Source organism: Zobellia russellii, from assembly GCF_018728565.1.
Classification (GTDB): domain Bacteria; phylum Bacteroidota; class Bacteroidia; order Flavobacteriales; family Flavobacteriaceae; genus Zobellia; species Zobellia russellii.
In genome coordinates this window covers 398938-425878 of sequence record NZ_JACSOI010000004.1, presented here as the reverse complement: position 1 = coordinate 425878, position 26941 = coordinate 398938, and the positions used below count along the sequence as shown (strand labels likewise).

General features: G+C 36.3%; 13 protein-coding genes. 7 read left to right on the top strand and 6 right to left on the bottom strand.

Features of this window, described 5'->3' with window-relative positions; genetic code table 11:
- Positions 1–47 precede the first annotated feature (47 nt).
- Together H9565_RS12250 and H9565_RS12245 are read left to right on the top strand one after the other, a co-directional pair.
- The gene (locus H9565_RS12250) at positions 48–2279 is read left to right on the top strand and encodes a TonB-dependent receptor (protein ID WP_215440019.1); all 2232 of its coding nucleotides are present in this window, start codon (positions 48–50) and stop codon (positions 2277–2279) included.
- A 193-nt stretch (positions 2280–2472) separates the two neighbouring features.
- Positions 2473–3213, top strand: a complete 741-nt coding sequence (locus H9565_RS12245) for a tyrosine-protein phosphatase (RefSeq protein ID WP_215440017.1) — start codon at positions 2473–2475, stop codon at positions 3211–3213.
- A gap of 88 nt (positions 3214–3301) precedes the next feature.
- Here H9565_RS12245 and H9565_RS12240 read toward each other — a convergent pair whose 3' ends face one another.
- The 6 genes from H9565_RS12240 to H9565_RS12215 all read right to left on the bottom strand — a co-directional run bounded on the left by H9565_RS12240 (position 3302) and on the right by H9565_RS12215 (position 17482).
- Entirely contained in the window at positions 3302–9427 is a 6126-nt protein-coding gene (locus H9565_RS12240; RefSeq protein ID WP_215440015.1) for a malectin domain-containing carbohydrate-binding protein, read from the bottom strand.
- 348 nt (positions 9428–9775) lie between these two features.
- Positions 9776–12160, bottom strand: a complete 2385-nt coding sequence (locus tag H9565_RS12235) for a GumC family protein (protein WP_215440013.1) — start codon at positions 12158–12160, stop codon at positions 9776–9778.
- Positions 12161–12203: 43 nt separating this feature from the next.
- Complete coding sequence (locus H9565_RS12230) at positions 12204–13007, bottom strand: polysaccharide biosynthesis/export family protein (protein WP_246560579.1); 804 nt, start codon at positions 13005–13007, stop codon at positions 12204–12206.
- Between the two features lie 39 nt (positions 13008–13046).
- The gene (locus tag H9565_RS12225; protein WP_215440011.1) at positions 13047–14978 is read right to left on the bottom strand and encodes a polysaccharide biosynthesis protein; all 1932 of its coding nucleotides are present in this window, start codon (positions 14976–14978) and stop codon (positions 13047–13049) included.
- A gap of 4 nt (positions 14979–14982) precedes the next feature.
- A complete protein-coding gene (locus H9565_RS12220) occupies positions 14983–16068 on the bottom strand; it encodes a DegT/DnrJ/EryC1/StrS family aminotransferase (protein WP_246560600.1) in 1086 nt (361 codons plus the stop codon).
- Between the two features lie 427 nt (positions 16069–16495).
- Entirely contained in the window at positions 16496–17482 is a 987-nt protein-coding gene (locus H9565_RS12215) for a UDP-glucuronic acid decarboxylase family protein (protein ID WP_215440009.1), read from the bottom strand.
- A 402-nt stretch (positions 17483–17884) separates the two neighbouring features.
- Between H9565_RS12215 and H9565_RS12210 the strand changes: the two genes are divergently transcribed.
- The 5 genes from H9565_RS12210 to H9565_RS12190 all read left to right on the top strand — a co-directional run bounded on the left by H9565_RS12210 (position 17885) and on the right by H9565_RS12190 (position 26689).
- Positions 17885–19282, top strand: coding sequence for a nucleotide sugar dehydrogenase (locus tag H9565_RS12210; RefSeq protein ID WP_215440006.1), 1398 nt, complete (start codon positions 17885–17887; stop codon positions 19280–19282).
- Positions 19279–20295 carry an NAD-dependent epimerase gene (locus H9565_RS12205; RefSeq protein WP_215440004.1) on the top strand — a complete coding sequence of 339 codons (1017 nt, stop codon included), beginning with the start codon at positions 19279–19281 and terminating at the stop codon, positions 20293–20295. Before H9565_RS12210 ends, H9565_RS12205 begins: the two co-directional genes overlap by 4 nt.
- Positions 20296–20558: 263 nt before the next feature.
- Positions 20559–21557 (top strand): SDR family oxidoreductase, encoded by a 999-nt coding sequence (locus H9565_RS12200; RefSeq protein WP_215440002.1) that lies wholly within the window; start codon positions 20559–20561, stop codon positions 21555–21557.
- Positions 21558–21565: 8 nt separating this feature from the next.
- On the top strand, positions 21566–22846 hold the full coding sequence (locus tag H9565_RS12195) for a nucleotide sugar dehydrogenase (RefSeq protein WP_215440001.1): 1281 nt from the start codon (positions 21566–21568) through the stop codon (positions 22844–22846).
- Between the two features lie 558 nt (positions 22847–23404).
- A complete protein-coding gene (locus H9565_RS12190) occupies positions 23405–26689 on the top strand; it encodes a PKD domain-containing protein (protein ID WP_215439999.1) in 3285 nt (1094 codons plus the stop codon).
- Positions 26690–26941: the final 252 nt, after the last annotated feature.

Genomic DNA, 26941 nt, shown 5'->3' with positions numbered 1-26941 from the left:
GTCTATGGATACGCTTGTATGTTCACTATATTTCAATCTTGTTTATTATGAAAAAACATATTACTCTTATAGTACTATTAGCTTTTGGTCTTGTGGTCCAGGCCCATGACCTTAGTGGTACGGTAACGAACGAAAAACAAATTGCCCTAGAAGGTGTTGGCGTATATAACAAAACTACCGGCGGGTATACATATACCAATGTTTCCGGATATTTTGAACTAGATGACATATCCATTGGGGATGTTATTTATTTCTATAGTTTAGGCTATAAAAATCATCAACTTACTATTACGGAATCGCTTTTAGACAGCAACACAAATATCACCCTAATAGAGTCTGCCGTTTCTTTGGAGCAAGTGGTACTGGTTTCAAAAGTAAATGCCCTTAGTAACTTTGTAAATGTTGATGTTAAAGCAAACCCTGTTAAATCTTCGCAGGAAATTCTGCGAAAAGTACCTGGATTAATCATTGGCCAACATGCCGGAGGTGGAAAAGCCGAGCAAATTTTCTTAAGAGGATTTGATATTGACCACGGAACGGATTTAGCCATTAATGTAGACGGCCTACCTGTAAACATGGTATCTCATGCTCATGGGCAAGGGTATTCGGATATGCACTTTATAATCCCCGAAACCATTGATAATATTGACTTTGGAAAAGGCCCTTATTATGCAAACAAAGGAAATTTTAATACCGCAGGGTACATCGATTTAAAAACGAAACGCAAACTAGAAAACAACTTGATTTCGGCAGAAATTGGTCAATTCAACACCTTGCGCACCGTAGGTATGTTCAAAGTGGCCGAAAGTGATTTTAGCAATGCTTATTTAGCTTCTGAGTTGGTTTTAACAGATGGCCCGTTTGATTCGTCTCAAAACTTCAATCGTCTTAATATTATGGGGCGATATACTTTTAACAATCGTAAAGACCAAGATTTGAGCATTACACTTTCTCATTTTCAAAGCAAATGGGATGCTTCCGGTCAGGTTCCGCAAAGAGCCGTAGATGCAGGTTTAATAGGTAGATTTGGAGCAATTGATGATACTGAGGGAGGAAACACAAGCCGCAGCAATATTCTCCTTAACCATACCAAACAACTAGATGAACATTCTAGGGTAAAGTCTAAGGCTTATTTGACAAAGTATGATTTTGAGCTCTTTTCCAACTTTACGTTCTTCTTGGAAGATCCAGTAAACGGGGACCAAATAAGACAATTTGAAGACCGCACCATAATTGGTGCCGAAACAAGCTACGAGCATTCCGTTCATGTTGGAGACCATGATTCTCAATTAAAATATGAATCAGGAATAGGTTTTAGGTATGACGATGTTAACGATGTTCAACTATCCCGAACAAAAAACCGTCAAACCCTATTGGAGCGTTTGGCTTATGGAGATGTTAACGAGTTAAATGCCTATGGTTTTTTTGATGTAACCTATAAAAAAAATAAATGGACTTTAAACACTGGTCTCCGATTAGACTATTTTATGTTTGATTATGTAAATAACCTTACCGAAACCTATGATAGCAAAAGCGAGAACAAGCTTTTTCTAGGTCCAAAGTTTAATGTTATTTATGCTCCAACTTCCAATTTGCAGCTTTTTGCTAAATCGGGTATTGGATACCATTCAAATGATACTAGAGTGGTAACCGCAAACAATGGCAAGGAAATTCTTCCCTTGGCCTATGGAGCGGATTTAGGAGCAATTTACAAACCAGTAGACAGATTGGTTATTAATGCCGCTTTGTGGACATTGTTTTTAGAACAAGAGTTCGTCTATGTTGGTGATGCCGGTATAGTAGAACCAAGTGGAAAAACAAAGAGACTCGGGGTTGATTTTGGTTTACGCTACCAAATTACCGATTGGCTTTATGCTAATGGAGACGTAAATTACACTTACGCCAGAAGTTCAGAAGATCCAGATGGACAAGACCTTATTCCCCTTGCGCCAGATTTGACTTCCACAGCCGGGTTGTCATTTATTGATATTAAGAATTTCTCAGGTGGAATAAACTATAAATATGTAAAAGATAGACCGGCAAACGAGGATAATTCAATTGTAGCAGAAGGTTATTTTGTAACCGACTTAAATTTAAATTATTCCATAAAGAACTGGACACTGGGCGTTATTGTAGAAAACCTTTTTGACACCGAATGGAACGAAACCCAATTCGCAACGGAAAGCAGACTGTTTAACGAAACCGCTCCTGTTGAAGAAATACATTTTACACCAGGTATACCTTTTTATTTAAGAGGAAAAGTATCAGTTAATTTCTAATAGGATTTAGATTTTACTAAAGCGGAGATATGTCCAATTGTATATATCTCCGCTTTGTTATTTGTACCATACTGTAAAGATGTTAAGAATTATTCTCATTATGGTGGTTCTAACTTATCTTTGCACTATACAAAACATCATAAATATCGGCATTGTCCGTTATAACTCATACATAATAACGAAACCACTATACATGTTTCAATTTTTCAATAAGAAAAAATATTTAGTCGACTACCTAGATGGTTTTATTGACATTCATAATCACCTATTGCCAGGTATAGATGATGGAGCAAAAACAGTGGATGATTCCATTGCTCTTATAAAAGCTTTGGCTGAATTGGGTATCACTCATTTTGTTGCCACTCCACATATCATGTCCAACTATTACCCTAATACAAAAGAAACCATAAATGCCGCTCTTACCGAGTTAAAAAACGCATTGCTACAAAATGATTTAAAGGAAATATCCATAGAAGCATCTGCGGAGCATATGATTGATGACAACTTTGAAAACCTACTGGAAAACGACGGTGTTATGCCAATGAAAAAAAGTTATTTATTGGTAGAAATGTCCTATTTGCAGCCGCCTATCAACTTTGACGAAGCTATTGTGAAAACCGCTTCAAAGCGTTTTTTCCCAATCTTGGCACACCCAGAAAGATATGGCTTTTTACATCATAGAAAGAAAAGGTACCAAGAATATAAAGACAATGGTATTCTCTTTCAAATGAACCTATTATCACTTAGTGAATATTACGGTAAAGAAGTGCCCAAAATGGCATTAGAGCTTCTAGATAACGGCTTAATAGATTTTGTAGCTTCGGATATTCATAATATGAATCAGCTGAATGCACTAAAGAAAATAACCCTTTCTAAAAAAATGGTAGATCAGGTTCTACCTTTAATCAATAATTCTATTCAGAACTTCTACTAAATAAATTTAATAATTTTCACATACGAAAATAGCATAAAAAAAATGCCGCTGAATTAGCGGCATTTTTTTATATCCAGTTATCAATTTCTTAATTCTGTACCAGTATTTTCATGGTTACTGGTTTTCCTTTATTATTGGCTATACTCAAGAAGTAGATACCGTCTCGTAAAAGATAAACAGGGATTTGATATGTATCAGCCCCAACCATCACTACTTCATCCGCATTGATTCCACTAATTAATCTACCTTGCTGGTCAAGTAAATTAATGCCCAACATCATGAAATCTTCCGGTTGATTTAAAATTCTAACATTGGCTACGCCTTCTTTAATAGGATTCTTTTCTAAAATATAACCCATTTTATCTCCTTCTAAAGTTTCGGAAACTGTTATAACCACTGTATCCGAATGTGTTTCTCCACCGGCATTGGTAACTGTAAGGACTACCTCGTAGACTCCATTTTCTAGGAAGGTACTTGCACTATCTGCTTCCCCTGATGTATTCCCATTATTGAAATCCCAAAAATAATTTTCAATATCACCAATTGAATTACTACCCGTAAAAGTTACCTGTAAAGGGGCTTTACCCTCCTTTGGTGCAGCTTCGGCAATCGCTAAGAGACCATTTTCTGGAACTACGGTAACCTTTACTTCGTCTGTAACCGTTTGATTCTCATCATCTGTTACCGTCAATTTAAAGACATAGACACCTTCAACCATACTACTAACTGAGAGTTCAGCCGTATTATCGCCATTTAATGTAGCCGTGTTAGGTCCACTTTCTTGTGTCCACGCGAAAGTAACAGTCCCTCCATCAGGGTCTGAACCTGATCCTGAGATTACCGTACTATTATCAGGTAAGGTCAACATTTGGTCCTCACCAGCATCTGCTGTAGGAGCTCCTTCAACAACCGGTTCTATTATTTCAATACCCGATATTTTAGGAAATTCCGTAACAGGACTTAAGGTAATGGTTAGGCTTCCATCCGTTACATTTATTCCGTTAAATGTTTCAACTATAGCAGTGGCAGCCCCTCCTGCTTCAACAAAAATATCATAGTTTTCAATTTGCTCTTGACCTTCTACATCAATATTAAAAACCCTAGAACCAGCGCCACCTGCAGAACCATCTCCGGGTACACCATAATAAATCTCAGCAAAATGCAGATTAACACTATGCTCTCCATTAGCTACAGGTATATCATAAATTAGACTACCTGTGGTACGGTATCTTTCAGTTTGATAGAGAACATCGTTCTCTGTATTGGCTATAGCAATTGCGTTCGAAAGAGTCTCGCCTCCATTACTATGCTGATCAGACGCCCAACTTGTTCCATTGAAATTATAGTTGGGCCCGCCACTATTAATACGAGTTACCATAGATGTACTTGATTTTGTCACTGATACATCATCAAACCCTACATCCCCTTCTTCATCGGTAACGGTCAAGCGAAATACGTAAAGACCATCTTGAAGATCACTAACTGTTAACTCTGTTGTAGCGTCTCCACTTAATGTTGCAATACTAGGTCCGCTTTGCTGTGACCATTCATATGAAACGATTAAACCGCCATCAGGATTATTTCCAGAACCAACTAAGGTAACACTGGTTGTTGATATAATTTTATCGGACCCCGCATTTGCAATTGGTCTATTATCTTGTAAAAGTGGTGTAGTGTTTTCGTATATCCTTAACACCTTATCATTTAACCATCCATTAGAAACAACATCTAAATCTCCATCTGCATCAATATCTACGACTCTGGCACCATCATGATGTTCATAACCTAGAGCACCATCATCCAAAATAATTTTATTGAATTCTCCCGAACCGCAAAGATCATTTTCGAATGCTATCAGGCGTTTGTCACCCCTCCACTCTCCAACCACAATATCTTTGTCTCCGTCGAAATCTATATCTATTGCAAATACACTTAAACTCCCATTTACCTCACTATCCAAATCATGACGTATCCATAACTGCGTAGGATCTGAAGGTGCTTCAAACCAAGCAAATTGAGTCCTAGGACTTGTTCCCTCTCCCCCACTACCAAGGCTTAATTGACCGACGACCGCATCTAAATCACCATCGCGATCAAAATCGGCCAACTGTGCACGGTCAGCTGTTGTAGAATAGGCATCATTTACACCGGTTTCAAATTTTTCAAAATTTAGGTCGCCATTATTTCGCAACCAATTAACACCTTGAAATAAATCTAAATCACCATCCTGATCAATATCTCCAGCTTGGATATCCTCTCCCGAAGAATCAAAACTAATATCTATTAAATCCCAAGTTTGGGTGGTTATACTATTTTTATCCGGAGGTGTAAGCATTTGAATGGGTGAACCGGTAGATTCGGCACCGTTCCAATTTATTGCCATTCTATACGTACCTGTATTATCAAATACACCGCCAGCAAGGCCTGCCAAGAAAGGTTCTACATAATCAGTATCTCCTTCCGGAATATTTTCAAAGACCGTAAAATTACCATTACCATCATTCTGGGCCCACACCAATTGAGCTCCGGTATACTCGCCCGTAGTACCCAACAAGTCCATATCTCCATCATCATCAAAATCATACACATGAGCGACGTTTTTGAATGTGCTGCCTATAGTATTCTTTTCCCAATTACCAGAAGCTGAACCTGGGTTTTTATACCACCATCCGCCAGTAACAATATCTTTAAGTCCATCTCCATCTAAATCGTCATCTGCAAAGGTATAGACCACTGTATAAGGATTTGGGTCAAATTCATGCACAACCCACGATTCAGGAAACGGAGTTTCATTACAAGTTATCAAACCTGTTACATTTACCACTACTTCATCATAAATTCCAGTACCCGTATGGTCCGCATTAAATAATTCTATTCTAATCGTATGTTCTCCATCAGCTAAATCATTAAATGGGATAGGATCGTACCCATAGTATTTATCTATTAAGTCACCATCTACGTAATAATGAATATGAGTATCATCTTCATTAATAACCCAATTGTCTACCCTGAAAGCAACTTCGAAAGGTTTGTTAACATCCCAACCGTTTGAAGGTGAAGTAATGGTTATATTAGCATTTGTAGGAGTCCCTCCTTCAAAAGTATCTTTTGATAAAATTTCTATCCCATTCACTTTAGGACTTTGTACCACACCATTAAAGAATATACTAGCAAAGCCATCGGTAACCGTAACATTGTCAAATTCCTTTACCAAAGCTGTTGCTGGGTCTGTTTCGGAAAGTATGTCAAAATTTGACAAAACCTCATTGCTCTCAATTACAACATTAAAAACACGAGCACCAGCACCCTTATCAAGTTGATTTTCATCCACACCGAAGAATATTTCAGCAAAGTGAAGTCTTATATCATACTCCCCAGCAAGAGCTACCGGAATTTGATATTCAAAAGAGCCCTTATTATTGGTGTAACGTTCGGTTTGATACAATTCATCATCATCCGTTCCTGCAACGTCTACAGCTTTACCGTATTCACTCCCAGAATTAAAGTATTCATCTTCTTTAAAAATTTCTCCTCCAGGCCCGGTAATTTGATTTCCACCTGTATTGATTCTAATTTCCTCGAAAACAAAAAATGAAAAACTCTCGGCTACCATAGGAATACCGCTAATGTTCTCTACATTGGAAATACTAAGGTTATAATCGACATCCGCACTTAAAAGAGACGTATTTAGAAATACAGTTTGCCCGTCCGGTTGAAGCTCTGCACTTTGCACAGATACACCGTTGGTAATTGAATAATTTGACACATTCTCTGCAGTACCCTCATCCACGTATTCGGAAAACTTAACCTCCAAAACGTTGTTTCCATCAGGTTGCACACCATGAACTTCAGGAGGTGTGTTATCTTCTGAAACTCCATTGCCTAGAAATTCAACATAATTTAATCTTAAGATATCCTGTGATGAACTAGCATTCTTAAATACAAAAAACAAATCATGCTTTCCTGTTGGGACACTATTTATTGGAGTTTGCACATGTAACCAATTATCGTTCCCTCCGGTTGAAAGTATAGTTGTGGTTGTTACCAAGGTACCTGTAGGGCTGTCCAATCTAAGTTCAATAGTACTACCTGAATTGTCTGACGCCACCAAGTACTTGACGGCATTCATATTCATCAAATTACGTCCTTCAAAAGATATATATGAATTGTTATCTACCTGTATAGCATCCTTAGCTCCTTCCAATTCATACGTATTCGGTACAATCGTGACGCCACTTTGATTGTCAAAATATTCAGCTTCCCTCCTCTTTGGATGTACTCGTATTTGCCCTCTAGATATAAGTCCATCATTATCCGTATAATTCGCATTTAGAACGTAAAAAATATCCATACTACCATCTATTTGGTGGTCTCCATCATCTAAATTAAGAGTTGATGTGCATGGATCTACACTTCCAACATCGTGAAAATGGTTTTCATGTCCGAGAGATGGCACCACATTAATATCCTCACAGGGAATAACACCGTCTTCTGCATCATTAGCAACCAAATTAAAATCTACATCATCGTTCCAATTAAAAAAGCCACCATCTACAGGCGAATTAAAACTAAATTCAGTAGGTGTATTACCCGCATAAATTTTTATTGTTTTAGCACCAATAGCCCCTTCAGGGTCCGTAACTTTAAGTTGTGCTGTATAAGTGCCTTTCGTAGTGTATGAGTGTGAAATATTTGGCGTAGTATAATCGACCGTACCGTCTATATCTATATCCCAAGCATAACTTAAAGGAGAATCCCCGTTAGGATCAGTAGTCTGATCTCCAGTAAAATTAACAGTTAACGGTAAAGGTCCAAAAGTCACATCGGCCGACATAACTACAGAGGGAGGAGAGTTTGTGGTAATACCCGTATAATTAACTTGAATAAGTCTACCAATACCTTCAGGGACATCCTGAGGGCAACAACCTTCTCCATAAGCCAAAATGTACATTTTACCATCTGGACCTAGTTCCATATCGATGTAGCCATCCCTACTGTTCCCAGACCCTGGAAACACATCGTCATCCAGCATTTCTTCAGAAATAATGGAACCATCTGCAGCCATTTCTACTGCCCAAATGCGACTCGTATTAAAATCAAAGTAAAAGAATAAACCATCAAATTCAGCAGGAAGACGTTGTTGATCTAATAATTCATTATCATAATTATATCTAAATCCCGCTAAATAACATTTATGGAATTTTTCAATCCATGCCTCTTGAGCTGGAGGCAGAACCGTCGCTCCAGTATTCCATTTTGAAATATTTTCTGGAGCGGCTGGATTATTATAATATGTTGGATTTGCATACGAAATTTGGTAAGGGTCATTATCTGCACCGGAAAAATAAGGCCAACCATAGTTACCCGCTTGTTTGGTCAAATTAATTTCATCTAAACCCTCTGGACCTAATTCGCTTGCAACATTTCCGTCTGGACCAACCTCTCCCCAAAACAACCAATCACTATGCTCTTTATCCACAAAAATCCGATAAGGGTTTCTAGCTCCCATTACATAAATTTCTGGTTTTGTATTTGGAGTTCCAGCGGCAAATAGATTTCCACTTGGTATTGTGTAAGTTGTGGCTGGACCAGGTTTAATCCTTAAAATTTTCCCTCTTAAATCATTTGTATTAGATGAGGCCTTCTCTGCACTAAAGTCAGAATCATCTTCATCCAATGGCGAATAAAGTTTACTACCATAAGTAGTGTTATCACCTGTGGCTATATAAAGGTTCCCTTGAGAATCAAAATCCATATCTCCTCCAGAATGCCATAATGCAGACCTCGAGGTATTCCACTGAATAATAACTTCCTCTGAGCTGAAGTCTACCATATCTTCAACAACACTAAACCTAGAAACTCTATAGCCAACAAAATCTATTGGTGCATAATGAAGATAAATTTTATTGTTATTTTCAAAATCCGGGTCAATCGCTACACCCACCAAACCATCTTCATGCTCATGATAAACTGGCAAAGTACCTGCTGAAACTGTAAATTGCTCGTCAGGTTTATAAATTAAGATTTCACCAAAGCGATCTAGAATAAATATCCTGCCATCAGGTGCAAATTTAAAGTTAGTTGCATTCGATAGCCCAGTTACAATATCAACTTTGGCAAATTCATCGGTTAATTGTGCATTAACACTAGAAAGACCCGCTAAATATATAGAGAGACATGTGAAAACTAGTTTTAAAAAGTACTTTTTTTTCATGCTAATTAAGTGTTTGGTATCAAAATCTAGCGTGTTAACACACGGCTGACAAATATAATGTAATAACACTTTGGGACTGAAATACCCTACTGCTTTTCGTTAAAAGAGGATTGATACTCGGCAAATAACCGATCGACTTGAAACTCTACAACCCATAAGGCATTTATGAACAACCTAATTTTTGACTCATTAATAAGTAGAACTAGATTAGATAAATTTACAGGGGGAAGATTTACTTGTATTGAACTTCTTAAATTCTAAACTCTAAATTTAGCTTATAACAACAACTCATAAAAGTTAAAAAAATACCCCAAATATAAGTTCGGGGTATTTTTTTCGTGAAATTATTTAAAACTTCCACCATTTTTTTTGAGTTTTTCCATAGCCATAGCCATATTTCCCGCCATAACCTAGGTTAGAGGAATCTACATCATTAACAATAAATGACAACCCTTTGATTTTTCCTTCTTCTTGAAGTTTGATTGGGTATTCCACGGCATTTGTCTCTGTTACTCCTGCTCTAGTTACATAAAGAAGTAAGTCCGCATATTCACTAATTAAAAGTGTATCCGTAACCACCATTAAAGGTGCTGTATCTACAATTACGTAATCATAAGTTTCAGAAACTTGGGCAAACAATTCTTTTATTCTATCACTCATTAAAAGTTCAGCAGGGTTAGGAGGTATTCTACCGGAGTAAATCACATCTATAGTATTTCTATGAACCAGCATAGGATTTACTATATCCCTAATCCCAATAGTGTTGTCATACAGAAATTCAGTAAGCCCGGCATCTTTATTTCTACTAGGTTTTTGCATATTATCAATATTACCTCCTGAGAAAAAAGTATACAACTTAGGATTTCTAATATCCGCACCTATTAAAAGTACTTTTTTATTAGTGCTTGCAAGTATCATGGATAGGTTAGTAGAAAGAAACGTTTTACCCTCACCTGGGACACTAGATGTAACGAAAACAATATTACTCTTTCCTGATTTTTTCTGTTTTGATTTTATCAAATAATCTAGATTCGTACGAATAATTCGAAGAGACTCCGCAAGAACTGACCTATCTTCTTTTACTACAAGCTTTTCATCTTTCTTGGTCAATCTAGGGAGTTCACCCAAAATTGGTGTATTTTTCACCACTTTTTCTAGCGAATGCATGTTATGAACCTTATTATCCAAAAGATCTTTTGCATAAATTACGCTAAAGGGAAGTAACAAACCTAAAATGAACGAGGCTAGATATATAATTGACTTTTTAGGCGATACTGGCAACTTACTAATACTATAAGCTTGATCTACAATTTTAGACTTAGGGGAGCTTGAAGCTGCAGAAATCTGCGCTTCTTCCCTCTTCTGTAAGAGATAAAGATATAGAGATTCAGTAGTCTGTTGTTGCCTGGTAATATCTCTTAAAGCTCTTTCATTTGCGGGCGAAGAGTAAATCTTAGAATTAAATCGTGCCTGTTGTCCACTTAAAGAATTTACCGTAAGACCAAGGTTATTTACGGTACTACTTAAACTAGATTGCATACTTCTCTTCAAACCAGCAATCTGTTGATCTAAATTAACAATTACCGGGTTCTTCTCATTTGAACTTTTAAGAAGCCGCTTTCGTTCCAGAACTAGCTGGTTATATCGATCCGTAGTACTTGCTATTGTTGGGTCAGAAAGTCCAATATTCGTTGGTAAAACCTCGTAACTACCTTGTTGCTGAACCAATTCTTGCATTGATGCAGCCATATTAAGCTGATTTCGTGCATTTGCCAATTCTTGTTGGTTAGCAACACCCACATTTAAGTTGACATTCGCTTCGGCTGCAATATCCGTAACACCTTTTTCCGTTTTAAAATCTTGTGCCGACTGATCAACACTTGCCAAATCAGAAGAAATATTAGCGATTCGTTCGTCAATAAAATTAGAGGTACGATCAGCAATAATCTGCTTATCCTGAATAGCATTTTCATTATATATTCTAACTAAAGCATCAAGAATATTTGCAGCTTTTTCACGGATAGGATCCTCCAAAATAATATTAACAATATTAGAAAGCTCACCTGGATTACTAACTACAATTCGTTTCCTATACGCTTGAGCAACATCTTCTATAGGTTTTACAGAAATTCTTAATTTTTTATCCTTATAACCCTCAAAAACTCCAACATTTGGTGTTATAACAATATCCCCTATAGGCGTAGAGATGTTTTTACCAAAGGCATATATTTTCACGGGTTTGTCTTCTTCTTCAGTATAACCAAAAGTCGTAGATGACGAAATTGTAATAAAAAAGTCCAAATTCGCCCGATTTAATATAGAATCAGCAGCAATGAAGTTCAGATTAACAGGTGGATTCTTGTACAACTCCGTTTCTTTAATATTTCCCTGAACTAAGATTTGAGTGTTTAGATTTAGTTCTTTAACCACTCTAATAAAATTTGAACGAGAACTTATGAGTTGTAATTCATCTTCTACTTTATTTTTCCCTCCTCCTAAAAGATTTAAATCCTGAAAAACATCAAGCTCGGAACCAGATGTTTTGTCCTCCAATATCTGAATCTGCGTTTGAACCGCAAACTGCGGTGTTGCATATCTAATATATAGAAAAGCAATAATTAAAGCAAAAACTACGGATAGCACAAACCATTTGACATGTTTTGCATAAGTAGCGAGTATTTCCTTAAAATCAAACGAGTTGTTTGATATTGAATTTTGATTATTCAAGCTCATTTTGTTTTTTTAATGTCATATACTAATGTGCTATTGCCTAACCTTAATTTGTTCTTGTAATCAAGAGTACTGTTGAAGTAATCAATAATGACGCTATTGAAACTGCAATAGACATTCTGCTATCGAGAGTTGAAGATTTTATTGCAGAATTATTAGGCTCAACATAAACCACATCATTCTGAGTTAAATAATATACCGGAGAACTAAGAGCTTCTTTTTTAGTCAAATCTATTCTTGTATAAACCTTGGTTCCATCAAAGTCCCTGATTACCATAACATTTTCACGTCTACCTTTGATAGTCATATCATTGGCCAAGCCTAAGGCCTCAAGAATAGTTATTCGCTCTCCATCTACAGGATACGTTCCCGGTCTATTGACTTCCCCCAATACAGAAACACTAAAATTTCGCAATCTTATATTTATTATAGGATCTTTCAAATAATCTGAAAGTCTATCCCTTAGAAGAACCCTGACTTCTTCTCCTGAAAGTCCTGCAATTTTCACTTTACCTATCACTGGAAAATCTATTTCCCCATCTTTATCAATTAAATAATCAACCTGTTCTGGTCGAATACCACCTTCAGATCCACCACGAAAAAGATTAAACGGAGCACTAGCCTCGCTATCTAGAGTAGACACATAAATACTTACTAAATCATCAACTTTAAATTTTGGAGTAAAACTGTTTTTATCAACCAAAGTTTCAAAATCACCTGTATTCTGAAAATACACAACTTCTTTTCTTGTAGCACAAGAGGACAGTAGGATTGCTGAAACAGCTAAGAAAGGAGCAACAGTTTTGAAAAAACGAAAAATATCAAGTGAAAGCATTTTTTTAATGGACATAGTGTTCAAATTTTGGTGCAATGATAGTAAATTAAAAAATTATAGAACTTTTTTAAGTGGATGATTCTTGGTCGTTGTTTTGTCTTTTTTATCTAACAAACATAATTCGGAGTTATTAGATATAAATTCTGGAACTATCTCTTTCATTAAGCTAACTGTGCTCTCATTAAAAAACATATTGGACACGCAAAGCTCATCAATTTTAGACCTTACCAATATATAGTCAAGTTCTCTAGTTTTTCCTATCATAATCTTTTTATGATAGGTAGGCAAAGTGTTTTCCCCATTTGCCAACAACTCTTCATATAATTTTTCGCCTGGACGCAAACCGGTTATTTTAATATCTATATCTTCTGGATACTTAAGCCCGGAAAGTTTTATCATATTTTTGGCCAAGTCAAATATCTTTACAGATTCACCCATGTCAAAAATAAATATTTCTCCTCCATCTCCCATAGCTCCCGCTTCCAAGACCAATTGAGAAGCTTCTGGAATAGTCATAAAAAAACGAGTCACATTCTCATGGGTAACCGTTAACGGACCACCTTTTTCAATTTGTTTCTTAAAAAGAGGAATTACAGAACCGTTAGACCCTAGCACATTTCCAAAACGCGTTGTTATAAATTTCGTTTTTCCTTTTTGCTGCATACAACTAATGTACATTTCTGCAATTCGCTTTGTAGCACCCATTACATTTGTAGGGTTAACAGCTTTATCAGTAGAAATGAAAATAAATTTATCTACGTTATGACTAATAGATAAATCGGCTACAACTTTGGTACCCGCTACATTTATTTTAATGGCTTCATAAGCATTGTATTCCATTAAAGGTACATGCTTATATGCTGCAGCATGAAACACAATATTAGGCTTGTATTCTTGAAAAAGATTATTTAATCTATTTTTATCGCGAACATCTCCAACAATAGGCATAAAATTATGAAAGCCATTTTGTTTCAATTCCTGCTGCAAGTCATATAACGCAGATTCTGATTGATCTATCACGATGAGCGACTTATAATTATATGTACAAACTTGACGTACAATTTCACTACCAATAGACCCTGCACCTCCTGTAACTAATACCACTTTATTCTTAACCTCTTCGGAGATTTTTGAGTTTCTAATATTAATCGGAGCTCTATCCAAAAGATCTTCAATCTGAATCTGTTTAATTTGAGAAACTTTCAGCTCACCATTAATCCACTGTTCTACAGGAGGGACAATTTTCACCTGAACAGGAAAATCAACCAAACCTTCAACTAACACCTTAAGGTCTTTAGGATCAATATTCTGAATAGAAAAAATAACCTCGGATATACTATTTTTCAATATAAAGTCCTTGTTCAAAACATCTTTATGGAAAACTTTTACTCCGTTTATCTGTTTCCCAACCTTTTTCTCATCTTCATCTATATAACCAACAACCCTAACCCTACTTTTAGTATGGTTAACGAGAGCACTTTGGGTTAATATACCTGACTCGCCCGCTCCAAATATCAGAACATTCTTATTGACCTTAAAATCACGGGCCATAAAAGTACTGTACAAAGACTTAAAGACATACCGGGAAGCAGTTAACGCAACAAAACTCAGTAAACTATGAATAATTATAATCCCTAATGGTACCGTGAAGTTTTCAAAAACTCCTAATTCACGATTAAAAAGAACCATTGAAATCAACAAAATACTAGACAGACAAATAGCATTAAATATGTTGTAAACATCCCTAACACCCGTATGCCTAACTACCCCTTTATAAGATCCTGTAAAAATAAAAGATGCCAAAGCTATCAATGAAATGATTGGCAATTGAACAAAAAGCTTATCAATATCAAAGTCCAAAGTAAGGTTAAAACGTATAATATATGATAACACGAAAGAAATAGCTATCATTACTACATCAATAGCTAAAACCAGCCACTTAGAAGCGTACTTATGAGCATTATTGGATAAATATTCTTTTATCATCAGATTAAATTTTGGTTAGTATCAACTCTACCACTCTTTCAAGGTCACTTTGCGAAAGATTAGAGCCACTAGGCAAACATAGTCCTCGATTAAAAAGGTCTTCGGACGTACCATCAGAATAATGAGGGAACTCAGTGAAAACTGGTTGCAGATGCATAGGTTTCCATAAAGGTCTTGATTCAACATTGTCATCCAAAAGAGCAAGACGGATTTTTTCTCTTATAACAAAAGAAGGTGTAAGTATACAGCTCAACCATCTATTGCTATAATAACCACTTGGTTCTTCTAAAAATTCAATTTCAGGAAGATGTGCTAAATGTTTTTTATAAAATTCGAAATTCAATCTTCTTTGGTCAACACGATTTTGAAGTACTTCCATTTGACCACGACCAATTCCCGCTAAGATATTACTCATTCGATAATTGTACCCTACGGATGAATGTTGGTAATGAGGAGCATCATCCCTTGCTTGGGTAGCCAGAAACACAGCTTTTTTCTTTATTGTTTCCTCTTTAGCGATCAAAGCCCCACCACCCGAAGTTGTTATAATTTTGTTTCCGTTAAAAGACAAAATCCCTATTGAACCGAAAGTACCGCATTTTTGATTATTAACGCTGCTACCAAGAGCTTCAGCACTATCTTCAACAACCGGTATACCGTACTTTTTTGAAATTTCGGCTATGGCCGTAACATTGTATGGCATACCGTATAAATGAACAGCTACTATTGCCTTAGGTTTTTTACCCTTTTCAATCCTATCCTGGATGGCATTCTCAAGTAACTTTGGAGAAATATTCCATGTATTTCTTTCACTATCCACAAAAATTGGTGTAGCACCCAGATACATAATTGGATTGGCAGAAGCTGAAAAAGTGAAACTTTGACAAATAACTTCATCACCTCTAGTAACACCTAACAATTCTAAAGCCAAATGGATAGCAGCAGTACCCGAACTTAGCGCGGCAACATGAACGCTACCCCCAACAAACTCGTTTATAGATTTTTCAAAATTATCTACATTAGGTCCCAATGGAGCCACCCAATTAGTATCAAAGGCCTCTTGAACATATTTTCGTTCGCCCCCGCCCATATGTGGAGAAGACAGCCAAATCTTATCTTTAATAATAGTTTTCAATTAAAATTGGTTTTAGTTCTTTTAATTTGGGGTTGCCTTAATTTATTTATAATCATCGGCCAAACATATAAATATAATCTAAAAATTACTAAAAAGTTCTTTTTGATTACGGAATACAAAACTAACCTCTAATTCCTGAACTCCTTACTAATTTTGTTGTAAGCCTAAAAAATTCGGTTAATAACACTTGAATGACTTACTATCTTTAATTAAGCTTGAGCTGTCATACCTACGTTAGAAAGTTGAAAATAGATTTCCCAATCTACTTGCAACTATTTACACAAATACATGCATATCCCTATTAACACTAACAATTATTGCATTAAAAAAATAAAGGAGCAAATCCGTTTTCCGACTGCTCCTTTGTTTTTTTCTTTCAAAATTAAATCCTGTTATAATCCTTAAAGTCTTTGTGATCTTTTTTGTACAATTCCTCTTCCGGCAGGGATTTAAAGTATTCGTATGTCTTCTTCATCCCATCGGACCTGGACACCTTAGGTTCCCAGCCCAAAATTTCTTTTGCCTTTGAAATATCCGGCTGTCGCTGCATAGGATCATCTTGTGGCAAGGGCTTATATATTACTTTTTGATCTGTTCCTGTTAATTTAACAATTTCCTCAGCAAAATCCCTTATCGTAATCTCATGCGGATTACCTATGTTCACAGGTAAAGCGTAATCACTAAGTAAGAGTCGGTATATACCCTCAACTTCATCATCAACATAACAAAACGAACGCGTTTGGCTTCCATCGCCAAAAACAGTCAAATCTTCACCTCTCAGTGCCTGACCTATAAAAGCGGGAATAACTCTTCCGTCATTTAATCGCATTCTAGGACCGTAGGTGTTAAAAATTCGTACAATTCGTGTTTCCAAACCATGAAATCGGTTATACGCCATTGTAATTGATTCCATAAATCGTTTTGCTTCATCGTACACCCCTCTTGGACCTATAGTATTTACATTACCATAATATTCTTCGGTCTGCGGGTGAACAAGGGGATCCCCATATATCTCTGAAGTGGAAGCAATAAGGATTCTAGCATTTTTAACTTTTGCCAAACCTAAAAGATTATGAGTGCCCAATGCCCCTACCTTTAAGGTCTGTATGGGGATTTTCAAATAATCAATTGGGCTAGCGGGCGATGCAAAATGCAAAATATAGTCCAACTTACCAGGAACACTTACAAATTTTGTAACATCATGATGGTAGAATTCAAAATTCTCCAACTTAAACAAATGTTCTATGTTACGTAAATCACCTGTAATAAGATTATCCATGGCAATGACATAATAACCTTCTTTAATAAAACGGTCACACAAATGGGACCCTAAGAAACCTGCCGCCCCGGTAATCAGTATTTTCTTCATTTGGTATTTTTATTTTTCTGATCAACTAGCCAAAAGAACTTACACGCATTAAGCTCCAAATAGTTTGTCAAAATTTAATATCATAATCACCACGAATATAAATACAATGTGCAAAACAGAAGGTTATTTTTCTTTAAAAAACTATAAACTTCAATTATCTAAGTTAAAATGCATATAGTCCTATCCAACATCTTGTTCGTATATAATTTCGGACAATACTTAGCAAACATAAATTACAATCCATATAAAAGAATAATAATGGGAGGTTTTAATATGTAAGATATTGTCAAATCGGAATGTATTTCAACACATAATCTTGAAATAAATCTTTTTAAGCGAAAAAATGTAAGGAAGTTTTGAGTTATTTAGTAATCTTTGCAACCTAATAAAATGAACCCAGTCATGAAAAAAGTAAATAAAATATGCTGCATTGGAGCAGGATATGTAGGTGGACCAACAATGTCCGTTATTGCTAGTCAGTGCCCTGAGATTACCGTAACCGTTGTAGATATCAACCAATCTCGAATTGACCAATGGAATGATTCAGACCTAGACAATTTACCCGTTTACGAACCTGGCCTAAAGGAAATAGTTGCTAAAACGAGAGGAAAAAACCTTTTCTTTTCTACCGAAGTGGACAAAGCTATTGATGAAGCCGAAATCATATTTATATCCGTAAATACCCCTACAAAGACTTACGGAAAAGGAAAAGGTCAAGCGGCAGATTTAAAATTTGTAGAGCTTTGTGCACGTAATATTGCCAAAGTAGCTAAGAGTGACAAGATAGTTGTAGAAAAATCTACCTTACCGGTTAGAACAGCTAGTGCTATTAAAAGTATCCTTGAAAATACCGGAAACGGTGTTAAATTTGAAATACTTTCCAATCCTGAATTTTTAGCAGAAGGAACAGCCGTTGAAGATTTGCTAAAAGCAGACCGCGTACTTATTGGTGGTGATGAAACACCTTCAGGTCAAGAAGCCAAGGACACGTTAAGTTCAATTTATGCACACTGGCTTCCAAAAGAACGAATACTGCAAACCAATGTTTGGTCTTCTGAGCTATCCAAGTTGGTTGCCAATGCATTTTTAGCCCAGAGAGTTTCTTCCATTAATGCTATTTCGGCCTTATGCGAACGAACAGATGCAAATGTTGCGGAAGTTTCAAGGGCAATAGGTACCGACAGTAGAATTGGACCAAAATTCCTAAACGCTTCCGTAGGTTTTGGCGGATCTTGTTTTCAAAAGGACATCTTAAACCTTGTTTATATCTCAAGAAGTTTTGGTCTGACTGAAGTTGCGGATTATTGGGAACAGGTAATTATCATGAACGATTACCAAAAGAGACGTTTTGCGGAAAACATTATATCTACTCTTTACAATACTGTTTCAGGCAAAAAAATTGTGTTTTTTGGATGGGCTTTTAAAAAAGACACGAACGATACTCGAGAATCTGCAGCCATTAATATTGCCGATGCCTTGTTAGAGGAAAAAGCAGAAATCGTAGTTTATGACCCAAAGGTATCTGCAGAGAGAATCTATGCTGACCTAGATTATTTGGACACCCGTTCTCCAGAAGAAAACAGAAAGCTTTTAACTGTTGTTTCCAATCCTATGGACGCCGTTCAAGATGCCCATGCCATTGCTATTTTGACCGAATGGGACGAGTTTAAAAATTATGACTGGGATACCATTTTTGAAAAAATGTTGAAACCAGCATTTGTCTTTGACGGTCGCCGCTTGCTTTCAAAAGAAGATATGGAAGCCAAAGGCTTTCAGTATTATAAAATAGGCCAATCATGAAAATTCTTGTCACCGGTGCGGCCGGTTTTATAGGATATCACCTTTGCGAAAAACTCCTTGAACAAGGATATGAAGTTATAGGCCTAGATAACATCAACGATTATTATGATGTGAATCTGAAATATAACCGATTAAAACAACTGGGCATTGCAAAAAACGATGCCCAAGTTTTTCTCAAAAAATGTTCTGGTTCTACACATGGCAATAAATTTTCTTTTGTTCGAATGAACTTAGAGGATAGAGAAGCTTTACCTCAGCTCTTTAATGATGAGAAAATTGACAGAGTGTGTAATTTAGCCGCTCAGGCAGGCGTACGTTATAGTATTGAGAATCCTGAAACCTATATAGATAGTAATATTGTTGGTTACTTAAACCTATTGGAATGCTGCAGACATAATAAAGTTGAGCATTTAGTATACGCCAGCAGCTCCAGCGTCTATGGTTTGAACGAAAAAATACCATTTTCCACATCCGATAGTGTAGACCACCCCATTAGCTTGTACGCTGCAAGTAAAAAGAGTAATGAATTAATGGCCCATACCTATAGTCACCTGTTTGGTTTTGCAACAACAGGTTTACGATTTTTTACGGTCTATGGCCCTTGGGGAAGACCGGATATGGCCTTGTTTTTGTTTACTGATGCTATAGCTAACGGAAAACCCATTAAAGTTTTTAACCATGGAAAAATGGAAAGAGACTTTACCTACGTGGATGACATTGTAGAAGGAGTTGTTCGGATTTTGACAAAATCTACCAAAAATAGAGAGTTGTACAAAATTTACAACATTGGGAACAACAATGCTGTTAAACTCACCAGTTTCATAGATGCTATTGAGAACAGTATGGGACAAAAAGCCGAAAAAGAGCTGATGCCCATGCAACCCGGGGATGTAGAACGTACTTGGGCGGATGTTGATGATCTGATTAGAGATTACGAATATCAACCCAATACCTCGGTTACAGATGGTGTTCAAAGATTTGTGGAGTGGTACAAGGATTACTACAAAGAATAATTTTATTTTGAATTAAATTTTAAAAAGAGGTCTGATCTATTGGCCTCTTTTTTATTTTTCTTCTCCTGTTTATAACTATATATTTATTCAAAGATAACTTTTGATTGAGTAAAACAGCATAGATATCTCTTTGGATTAATTTAGAGACATTTAGTAAACTTTTACTAGTTACAAAGCTATTTTTTCACATCTTTGCAGCCACTTTTTTAAAGCTAACTTAAAATACGGGCTACTAAAAAATGTAATTATTTAACATTGAATTTATGTCTCTCGAAAAACTAAATTTTTCATCTAAGTATACGATTTTGGTGACGGGTGGTGCCGGATTTATTGGTTCAAATCTATGTGAAGCCTTATTATTAAACGGTAATAAAGTTGTTTGTCTTGATAATTTCTTAACAGGAAAACGAGAAAACATTGAACCTTTTCTTAGTAATGAGAATTTTACTTTAATTGAAGGAGATATTCGTGAGTTAAATACTTGTGAGAGTGCCTGTAAGGACACTGATTATGTGCTGCACCAAGCCGCACTAGGATCCGTTCCGCGCTCCATAAACGACCCAATTACAAGTAATGAGGTTAATGTTTCTGGATTTTTAAATATGTTGGTTGCTGCTCGCAAAGCAAAAGTTAAGCGTTTTGTTTATGCTGCTAGCTCCTCAACTTATGGCGATTCAAAGTCAATGCCCAAAGTAGAAGATGTTATTGGCAAACCTCTATCCCCATATGCCATTACAAAATATGTAAACGAGCTTTATGCCGACGTGTTTTCAAAAACTTATGGAATTGAGACAATAGGGCTTAGGTATTTTAATGTTTTCGGAAGAAGACAAGACCCAAATGGCGCATACGCTGCGGTAATTCCTAAATTTACTATGCAACTGATGAATCATGAGTCGCCAGTAATTAATGGAGATGGAAGCTTCTCAAGAGACTTTACGTATATTGACAATGTAGTAGAGATGAATATCAGAGCACTTTTAGTTGATGACAAAAAAGCACTTAATACCGTTTATAATACAGCCTGTGGCGAACGAACGGATTTAAAAGAATTGGTTGAATTATTAAAACAATACTTAAGTAAGTACGACTCTAAAGTTGGAAATATTAAAGTAACCTATGGTCCTGAGAGACAAGGAGATGTACCCCATTCTTTAGCCTCCATTGACAAAGCCCGGAAATACTTGGAGTATGACCCCATTTACGACATCAAGTCGGGCCTAAAATCAGCAATGGAGTGGTATTGGAAAAATTTAAAATAAGCAAAAGTATGAACACATCAAAGATTGCGATTATCGGTCTAGGCTATGTAGGCCTACCCTTAGCACGTTTGTTTGCTACCAAATACCCAGTAATCGGTTTTGATATAAACCAAAAAAGGATTGAAGAACTACAATCTGGAAAAGATAACACCCTAGAAGTAAGTGATGAGGATTTAAAAGCCACTTTACAAGACTCCGCTAATTTTGATAAAGGTCTTTACTGTACATCCAATCTAGAGGATATTGCAGATTGTACTCATTATGTCGTAACAGTACCAACTCCAGTTGACAGTACTAATAGACCAATCTTAACCCCTCTTTACAAATCAAGTGAAACAGTTGGTAAAGTTTTGAAAAAGGGTGATTTAGTTATCTACGAATCTACGGTCTATCCAGGGGTTACCGAAGATGAATGTGTACCAGTTCTGGAACGAGTAAGCGGTTTAAAATTCAATGAAGACTTTTTTGTTGGGTACTCCCCTGAACGAATCAATCCGGGAGATAAAGAACATACTGTAGAAAAAATTCTAAAGGTTACTTCTGGCTCTACACCTGCCACTGGAAAGAAAGTAGATGAGTTATATGCTTCCGTTATTACAGCAGGAACACATTTAGCCCCAACTATAAAAGTTGCTGAGGCGGCAAAGGTCATAGAAAACTCACAACGCGATATAAATATTGCCTTTGTTAACGAATTGGCTAAAATTTTCAATCTAATGGAGATTGATACAACAGCTGTTTTAGAAGCTGCGGGAACCAAATGGAATTTCCTTCCATTTAAACCAGGCTTGGTTGGTGGACATTGTATTGGGGTAGACCCTTACTATTTGGCTCAAAAGGCACAAGAGTACGGTTACCATCCAGAAATTATTTTGGCCGGGCGCCGTATGAATGATGGAATGGGAAAATATGTTGCTTCAGAGGTCATAAAGTTAATGGTTCAAAGAGATATCAAAATTAAAGGAGCGAATATTCTTGTTTTAGGTATAACTTTTAAGGAAAACTGCCCAGACGTTCGGAACACCAAAGCAGTTGATGTTATAAGCAACTTAAAAAGTTACGGGACAAACTTAACTATATTTGATCCATGGGCTTCTAAGGAGGAAGTCAAAAAAGAATTTAATCTTGACATGGTATCAACCCTACCCAAAGAAAAGTTTGATGTGGTTGTTTTAACCGTAGCCCACAAAGAATTTCTTAAATTAAACCTTAAGAACTCTTTAAATCCTAATGGTATTATCTATGATGTCAAAAGTATACTAAAAGATAATGTAGACGGCAGACTCTAATAAATTCAACACAAATTAAAAAAGGCCAACACGCGGTGTTGGCCTTTTTTTTTTAATTCTGTCCTTACCTATTACAATTGAACCCAAAACAGACTTAGTTAAGAAGGGACATGCAAACATCCATGTTCACAGAATTTTCAGCTCTTCTCCACTCCTTCAATCGATTATTTTCTAGCTTATCACTTATCTATTCCAGATTACAGCGAAAATACATTGACAAATACTGCAATAAAAAATAGGCTTTATCAACTTAAGATTTAACCATATTGCGCATTTCATCGACTTTATTCTTAATTAAATGTTAAAAAATGTACTTGGTAACGTCTACAACATGGTTCATTACCGTACTGTATCATGTATTCGACAAACGGTACATTTTAACATATTTTAGCGCTCTTTATCGATTTTTATATATTTTTTATCGATAAAAGCAATTTTTAAGATTTTGTTTCTATTTTTGGCCGCTTGCATTTTGTCGATTAATTTGGTTTTTGACCGATAAAAAACAATTTGACAATCATAATTTTTTTGACGAAAATTTAACTTTTTAGCCCACTTATGAAATTTCACCCCACCGCTCCTAGCAAATCTTTTATTGGATTCGTTTTTATTTTTCTACTCATTATTATATCGTGTAGCAAAGACAGTGAATTACTAAAAGATGCTGTTTTAGCAGACCCATCAACCGAAATTAAAGAAGACACTAAAGAAACTTCCGAAGAAATTACGGAAGAAGAATTAGTTCCAGAAGAAGCCGTTCTTCCTGAAGAGGAAGAAATTGTAGAGGAAAAAGTTTATGAGACTAGAACAACTGTGTTTACTCCTATTCATGATGCTCATTTACAAAGTGGTAAAGGATATAATCAAGATTTAATTCGTCTTGATGAAGGGCATAGAGAAAGTTACTTGATGTTTGACATTAGCCCTATTGACTCTATTGGCGGAATCTTAGAAGAGGCTCACTTAGAGTTCACTATAAGTACAGATGATGGACATGGAACTATCTCTGTATTAAAAGGGGATTCAACCGACTGGTCTGAACATGATATATCAGAAATAACCGCACCTAAATCAGATACTTTATTAGGATCTACAACAGATGATTATCATGTGAATCAAACACAGGAGATTATTTTAGATCAAGAAAAATTAAATCCAGAAGTTCTTACGTTAGTACTTAAACACGAAGATGGAAATGATTTGGCTTTTGCATCAAAAGAACATAGTTCAAAGAATGGCCCAAAACTGGTTATTACCTATAGCGCTCCCCAAGATTCCGAAGGTATAGTCTCTGCTGACCAAAATCCAACTACAGAAGTACCATCGGCTCCATCTATAGATGACGAAGGTTCTCCAGTAAGCGAAACACCGGAAGAGCCTACTAACCAAGAAGAAGAAGAAGAAGAAGAAGAAGAGGCACCAAGTAATGATACGCCTGAGGTTATAGAAGAGGAAGAGCCGGATACTCCTATTTCAACGGAAAATCAATCCCCTATTGCTGTAGTAGATGCATCACCTTCTTCAGGTACAGCTCCACTCAAAGTAAATTTCACAGGGAATAATTCCAGTGACGATGAAGAAGTTAAAAATTACGGATGGAACTTTGGGGATGGTTCATCTTCTAATGAAGCTAACCCTTCACACACCTTTGAGAAAGCCGGGACCTTTAAAGTTGTACTTACAGTACAAGATGCACAAGGAAAAATTGATACAGAAGAAACCACAATTACGGTAAAAGCCAAAGAAAACAATGCTCCTACTGCTGTCGCTAAAGCTTCAGTAACTTCTGGCGAAGCCCCATTGAAAGTTACTTTTGACGGAAAAGAATCCTCCGATGATATTGGAGTAACTAGTTACCTATGGGATTTTAAAGACGGCGACAAGGGAAGCTCGTCCTCTACTTCCCATACGTTTACAAAAGCGGGTACTTATGAAGTAGTGTTGACCGTTAAGGATAAGGATGGATTAGAGAATACAGATACCATTACTATAACTGTTACCGAAAAAGAAAACAAAGCTCCCACTGCCAAAGCTTCCGCAAACACCACAGAAGGAGAGGCTCCTCTAGATATTCAGTTTAAGGGAAGTAACTCTACCGATGACACTGCCGTAAAAAATTATTTTTGGGATTTTAAGGACGGTAGTACCTCTACAAGCTCCAACCCTTCCCATATCTTTACAAAAAAGGGAACTTATAATGTAATACTTACCGTAACTGACGAAGATGGTTTAAAAGATTCTGATACCATTACAATTACAATTACCGAAACAGAAAACGAAGCCCCAGTAGCTGTGGCTTCAGGTTCTCCTTTAACTGGCGACGCTCCTTTAAACGTACAATTCAGTTCAAATAACTCAACGGACGATAAAGAAATAACGGGTTATTTTTGGGATTTCAAGGACGGGTCTACAACCACCAACAAAAATCCATCCCATAGTTTTTCCGAACCAGGCACGTATAAAGTTGAATTATCCGTAAAGGATAAAGAAGGACTTACCCATTCAACTACCGTTGAGGTTAAAGTAAACGAGAGACCTGTAGACAATAGTGGTGGAAATACCGGGGGTGGCGATACAGGTAGTGGTGGTAACACCGGAGGAGGAAGCTCTGGAGGTGGAAGCTCTAACGGAGGAAGCTCAGACAACTATCCCTCTAATGCGGTTTATGCATCAAGCTTCGGTTTTAAATCCGGTGACGCAACAGATGCTTTTGAAGCGGCGATTAAATCAGGAAGCTCCTATGTGGTTATCGACAAACAAAGTAGTGATTGGGTGATACAACCAACTAAGTTCTTTGATTTAAAAAATATGACTATAATTTTTGAATCTGGCGTAGTCTTGAAAGCGAAATCAGGCGCGTTTTCCGATTCAAATGATCAATTATTTCAATTAATAAGAGCTAATAATGTTACAATTAAAGGGTATAATGCTACTTTCCTAATGAATAAAAGCGAATACACCAGTGGTGAACACAGACACGCCCTAGGAATTATCAGAAGCAAAGATGTTACAATAAAAGGTTTAACACTTAAAAATAGTGGTGGAGATGGTATATACATTGGCGGAGGAGATGTATACTCTGAAAATATTACTATCGAAGACATAGTGTCTACTGGCAATCGCAGACAAGGCATGTCTATTATAACCGCAAAGAATGTTTGGGTTAGAAATTCAGAATTTAGCAATACTAGTGGTGCCAAACCAGAATCAGGGGTCGATTTGGAACCTGACACATCTAATCAATTGTTAGTAAATATCAATTTTATAAACTGCAAATTTTCAAATAACGATAGTTTTGGTTTTTTAATCTCTACTGGAAAATTAAATGCATCTTCAACACCGATCAGTGTTAATTTAAAAAATTGTGAATTCGACAATAACAATAAGGCTCCGTCAAATGGTGTTTATAAAACCGAATTATATATAGTACAAGGCCTCCATAATAATCCGGTAAAAGGAGAGGTTAATTTAGAGAATGTAACATTCAAAAATAGTAAGTACCGAATAATAAAGGCAAATAAGGCAGCTGATGCCTTTAGTGTCAATTTCACGGACTGCTCTGCTTATAACGTTATTACTAGCGGTGGAAACCGCCCAGCGATTGAGCTAGAAGCCTTAAGTAGAGAAAATTCTACTGGAGGTTTTAGTTTTAAAAACTTTTATTTAGAATACAATACGAATAGTCCTTTCATGATTATTAACGCTCCTAATTCTGGACATATAGTGAAAAATATTACAGGTAGTTTCACAATTAAGGAACCTAATGACAATCCATTAACTTATTTAGGAGGCTATAATTCCAGTAATAACCAAAATGTATCTATTACCTATAAACATTTATAGAAACAATAATGAAAAGAATATTTCTATAATATTCTTTTCATACAAGTGATACCAAAATTCAATTATCGCAAAAAAACAAGGGCAAGCCCTTGTTTTTTTGCGATAACTCTAACTATTCGTATATTTTGGACATAGAAGAATTACTCAACAATTATTTCCACAAGTAATTAAAAACGAGAGAAGTTTAACAGTTGCTTCAAGAAACTCTAGATGTGAGGTATTCAGAAATACTCAAATAAAATATTGACAATC

Bases quoted from the DNA above. Each gene is read 5' to 3' on its own strand.
- H9565_RS12240 (WP_215440015.1), bottom strand. From the start codon at position 9,427: ATGAAAAAAAAGTACTTTTTAAAACTAGTTTTCACATGTCTCTCTATA.
- H9565_RS12235 (WP_215440013.1), bottom strand. From the start codon at position 12,160: ATGAGCTTGAATAATCAAAATTCAATATCAAACAACTCGTTTGATTTT.
- H9565_RS12220 (WP_246560600.1), bottom strand. From the start codon at position 16,068: ATGGGCGGGGGCGAACGAAAATATGTTCAAGAGGCCTTTGATACTAAT.
- H9565_RS12250 (WP_215440019.1), top strand. From the start codon at position 48: ATGAAAAAACATATTACTCTTATAGTACTATTAGCTTTTGGTCTTGTG.
- H9565_RS12245 (WP_215440017.1), top strand. From the start codon at position 2,473: ATGTTTCAATTTTTCAATAAGAAAAAATATTTAGTCGACTACCTAGAT.
- H9565_RS12215 (WP_215440009.1), bottom strand. From the start codon at position 17,482: ATGAAGAAAATACTGATTACCGGGGCGGCAGGTTTCTTAGGGTCCCAT.
- H9565_RS12230 (WP_246560579.1), bottom strand. From the start codon at position 13,007: ATGTCCATTAAAAAAATGCTTTCACTTGATATTTTTCGTTTTTTCAAA.
- H9565_RS12210 (WP_215440006.1), top strand. From the start codon at position 17,885: ATGAAAAAAGTAAATAAAATATGCTGCATTGGAGCAGGATATGTAGGT.
- H9565_RS12205 (WP_215440004.1), top strand. From the start codon at position 19,279: ATGAAAATTCTTGTCACCGGTGCGGCCGGTTTTATAGGATATCACCTT.
- H9565_RS12225 (WP_215440011.1), bottom strand. From the start codon at position 14,978: ATGATAAAAGAATATTTATCCAATAATGCTCATAAGTACGCTTCTAAG.
- H9565_RS12190 (WP_215439999.1), top strand. From the start codon at position 23,405: ATGAAATTTCACCCCACCGCTCCTAGCAAATCTTTTATTGGATTCGTT.
- H9565_RS12195 (WP_215440001.1), top strand. From the start codon at position 21,566: ATGAACACATCAAAGATTGCGATTATCGGTCTAGGCTATGTAGGCCTA.
- H9565_RS12200 (WP_215440002.1), top strand. From the start codon at position 20,559: ATGTCTCTCGAAAAACTAAATTTTTCATCTAAGTATACGATTTTGGTG.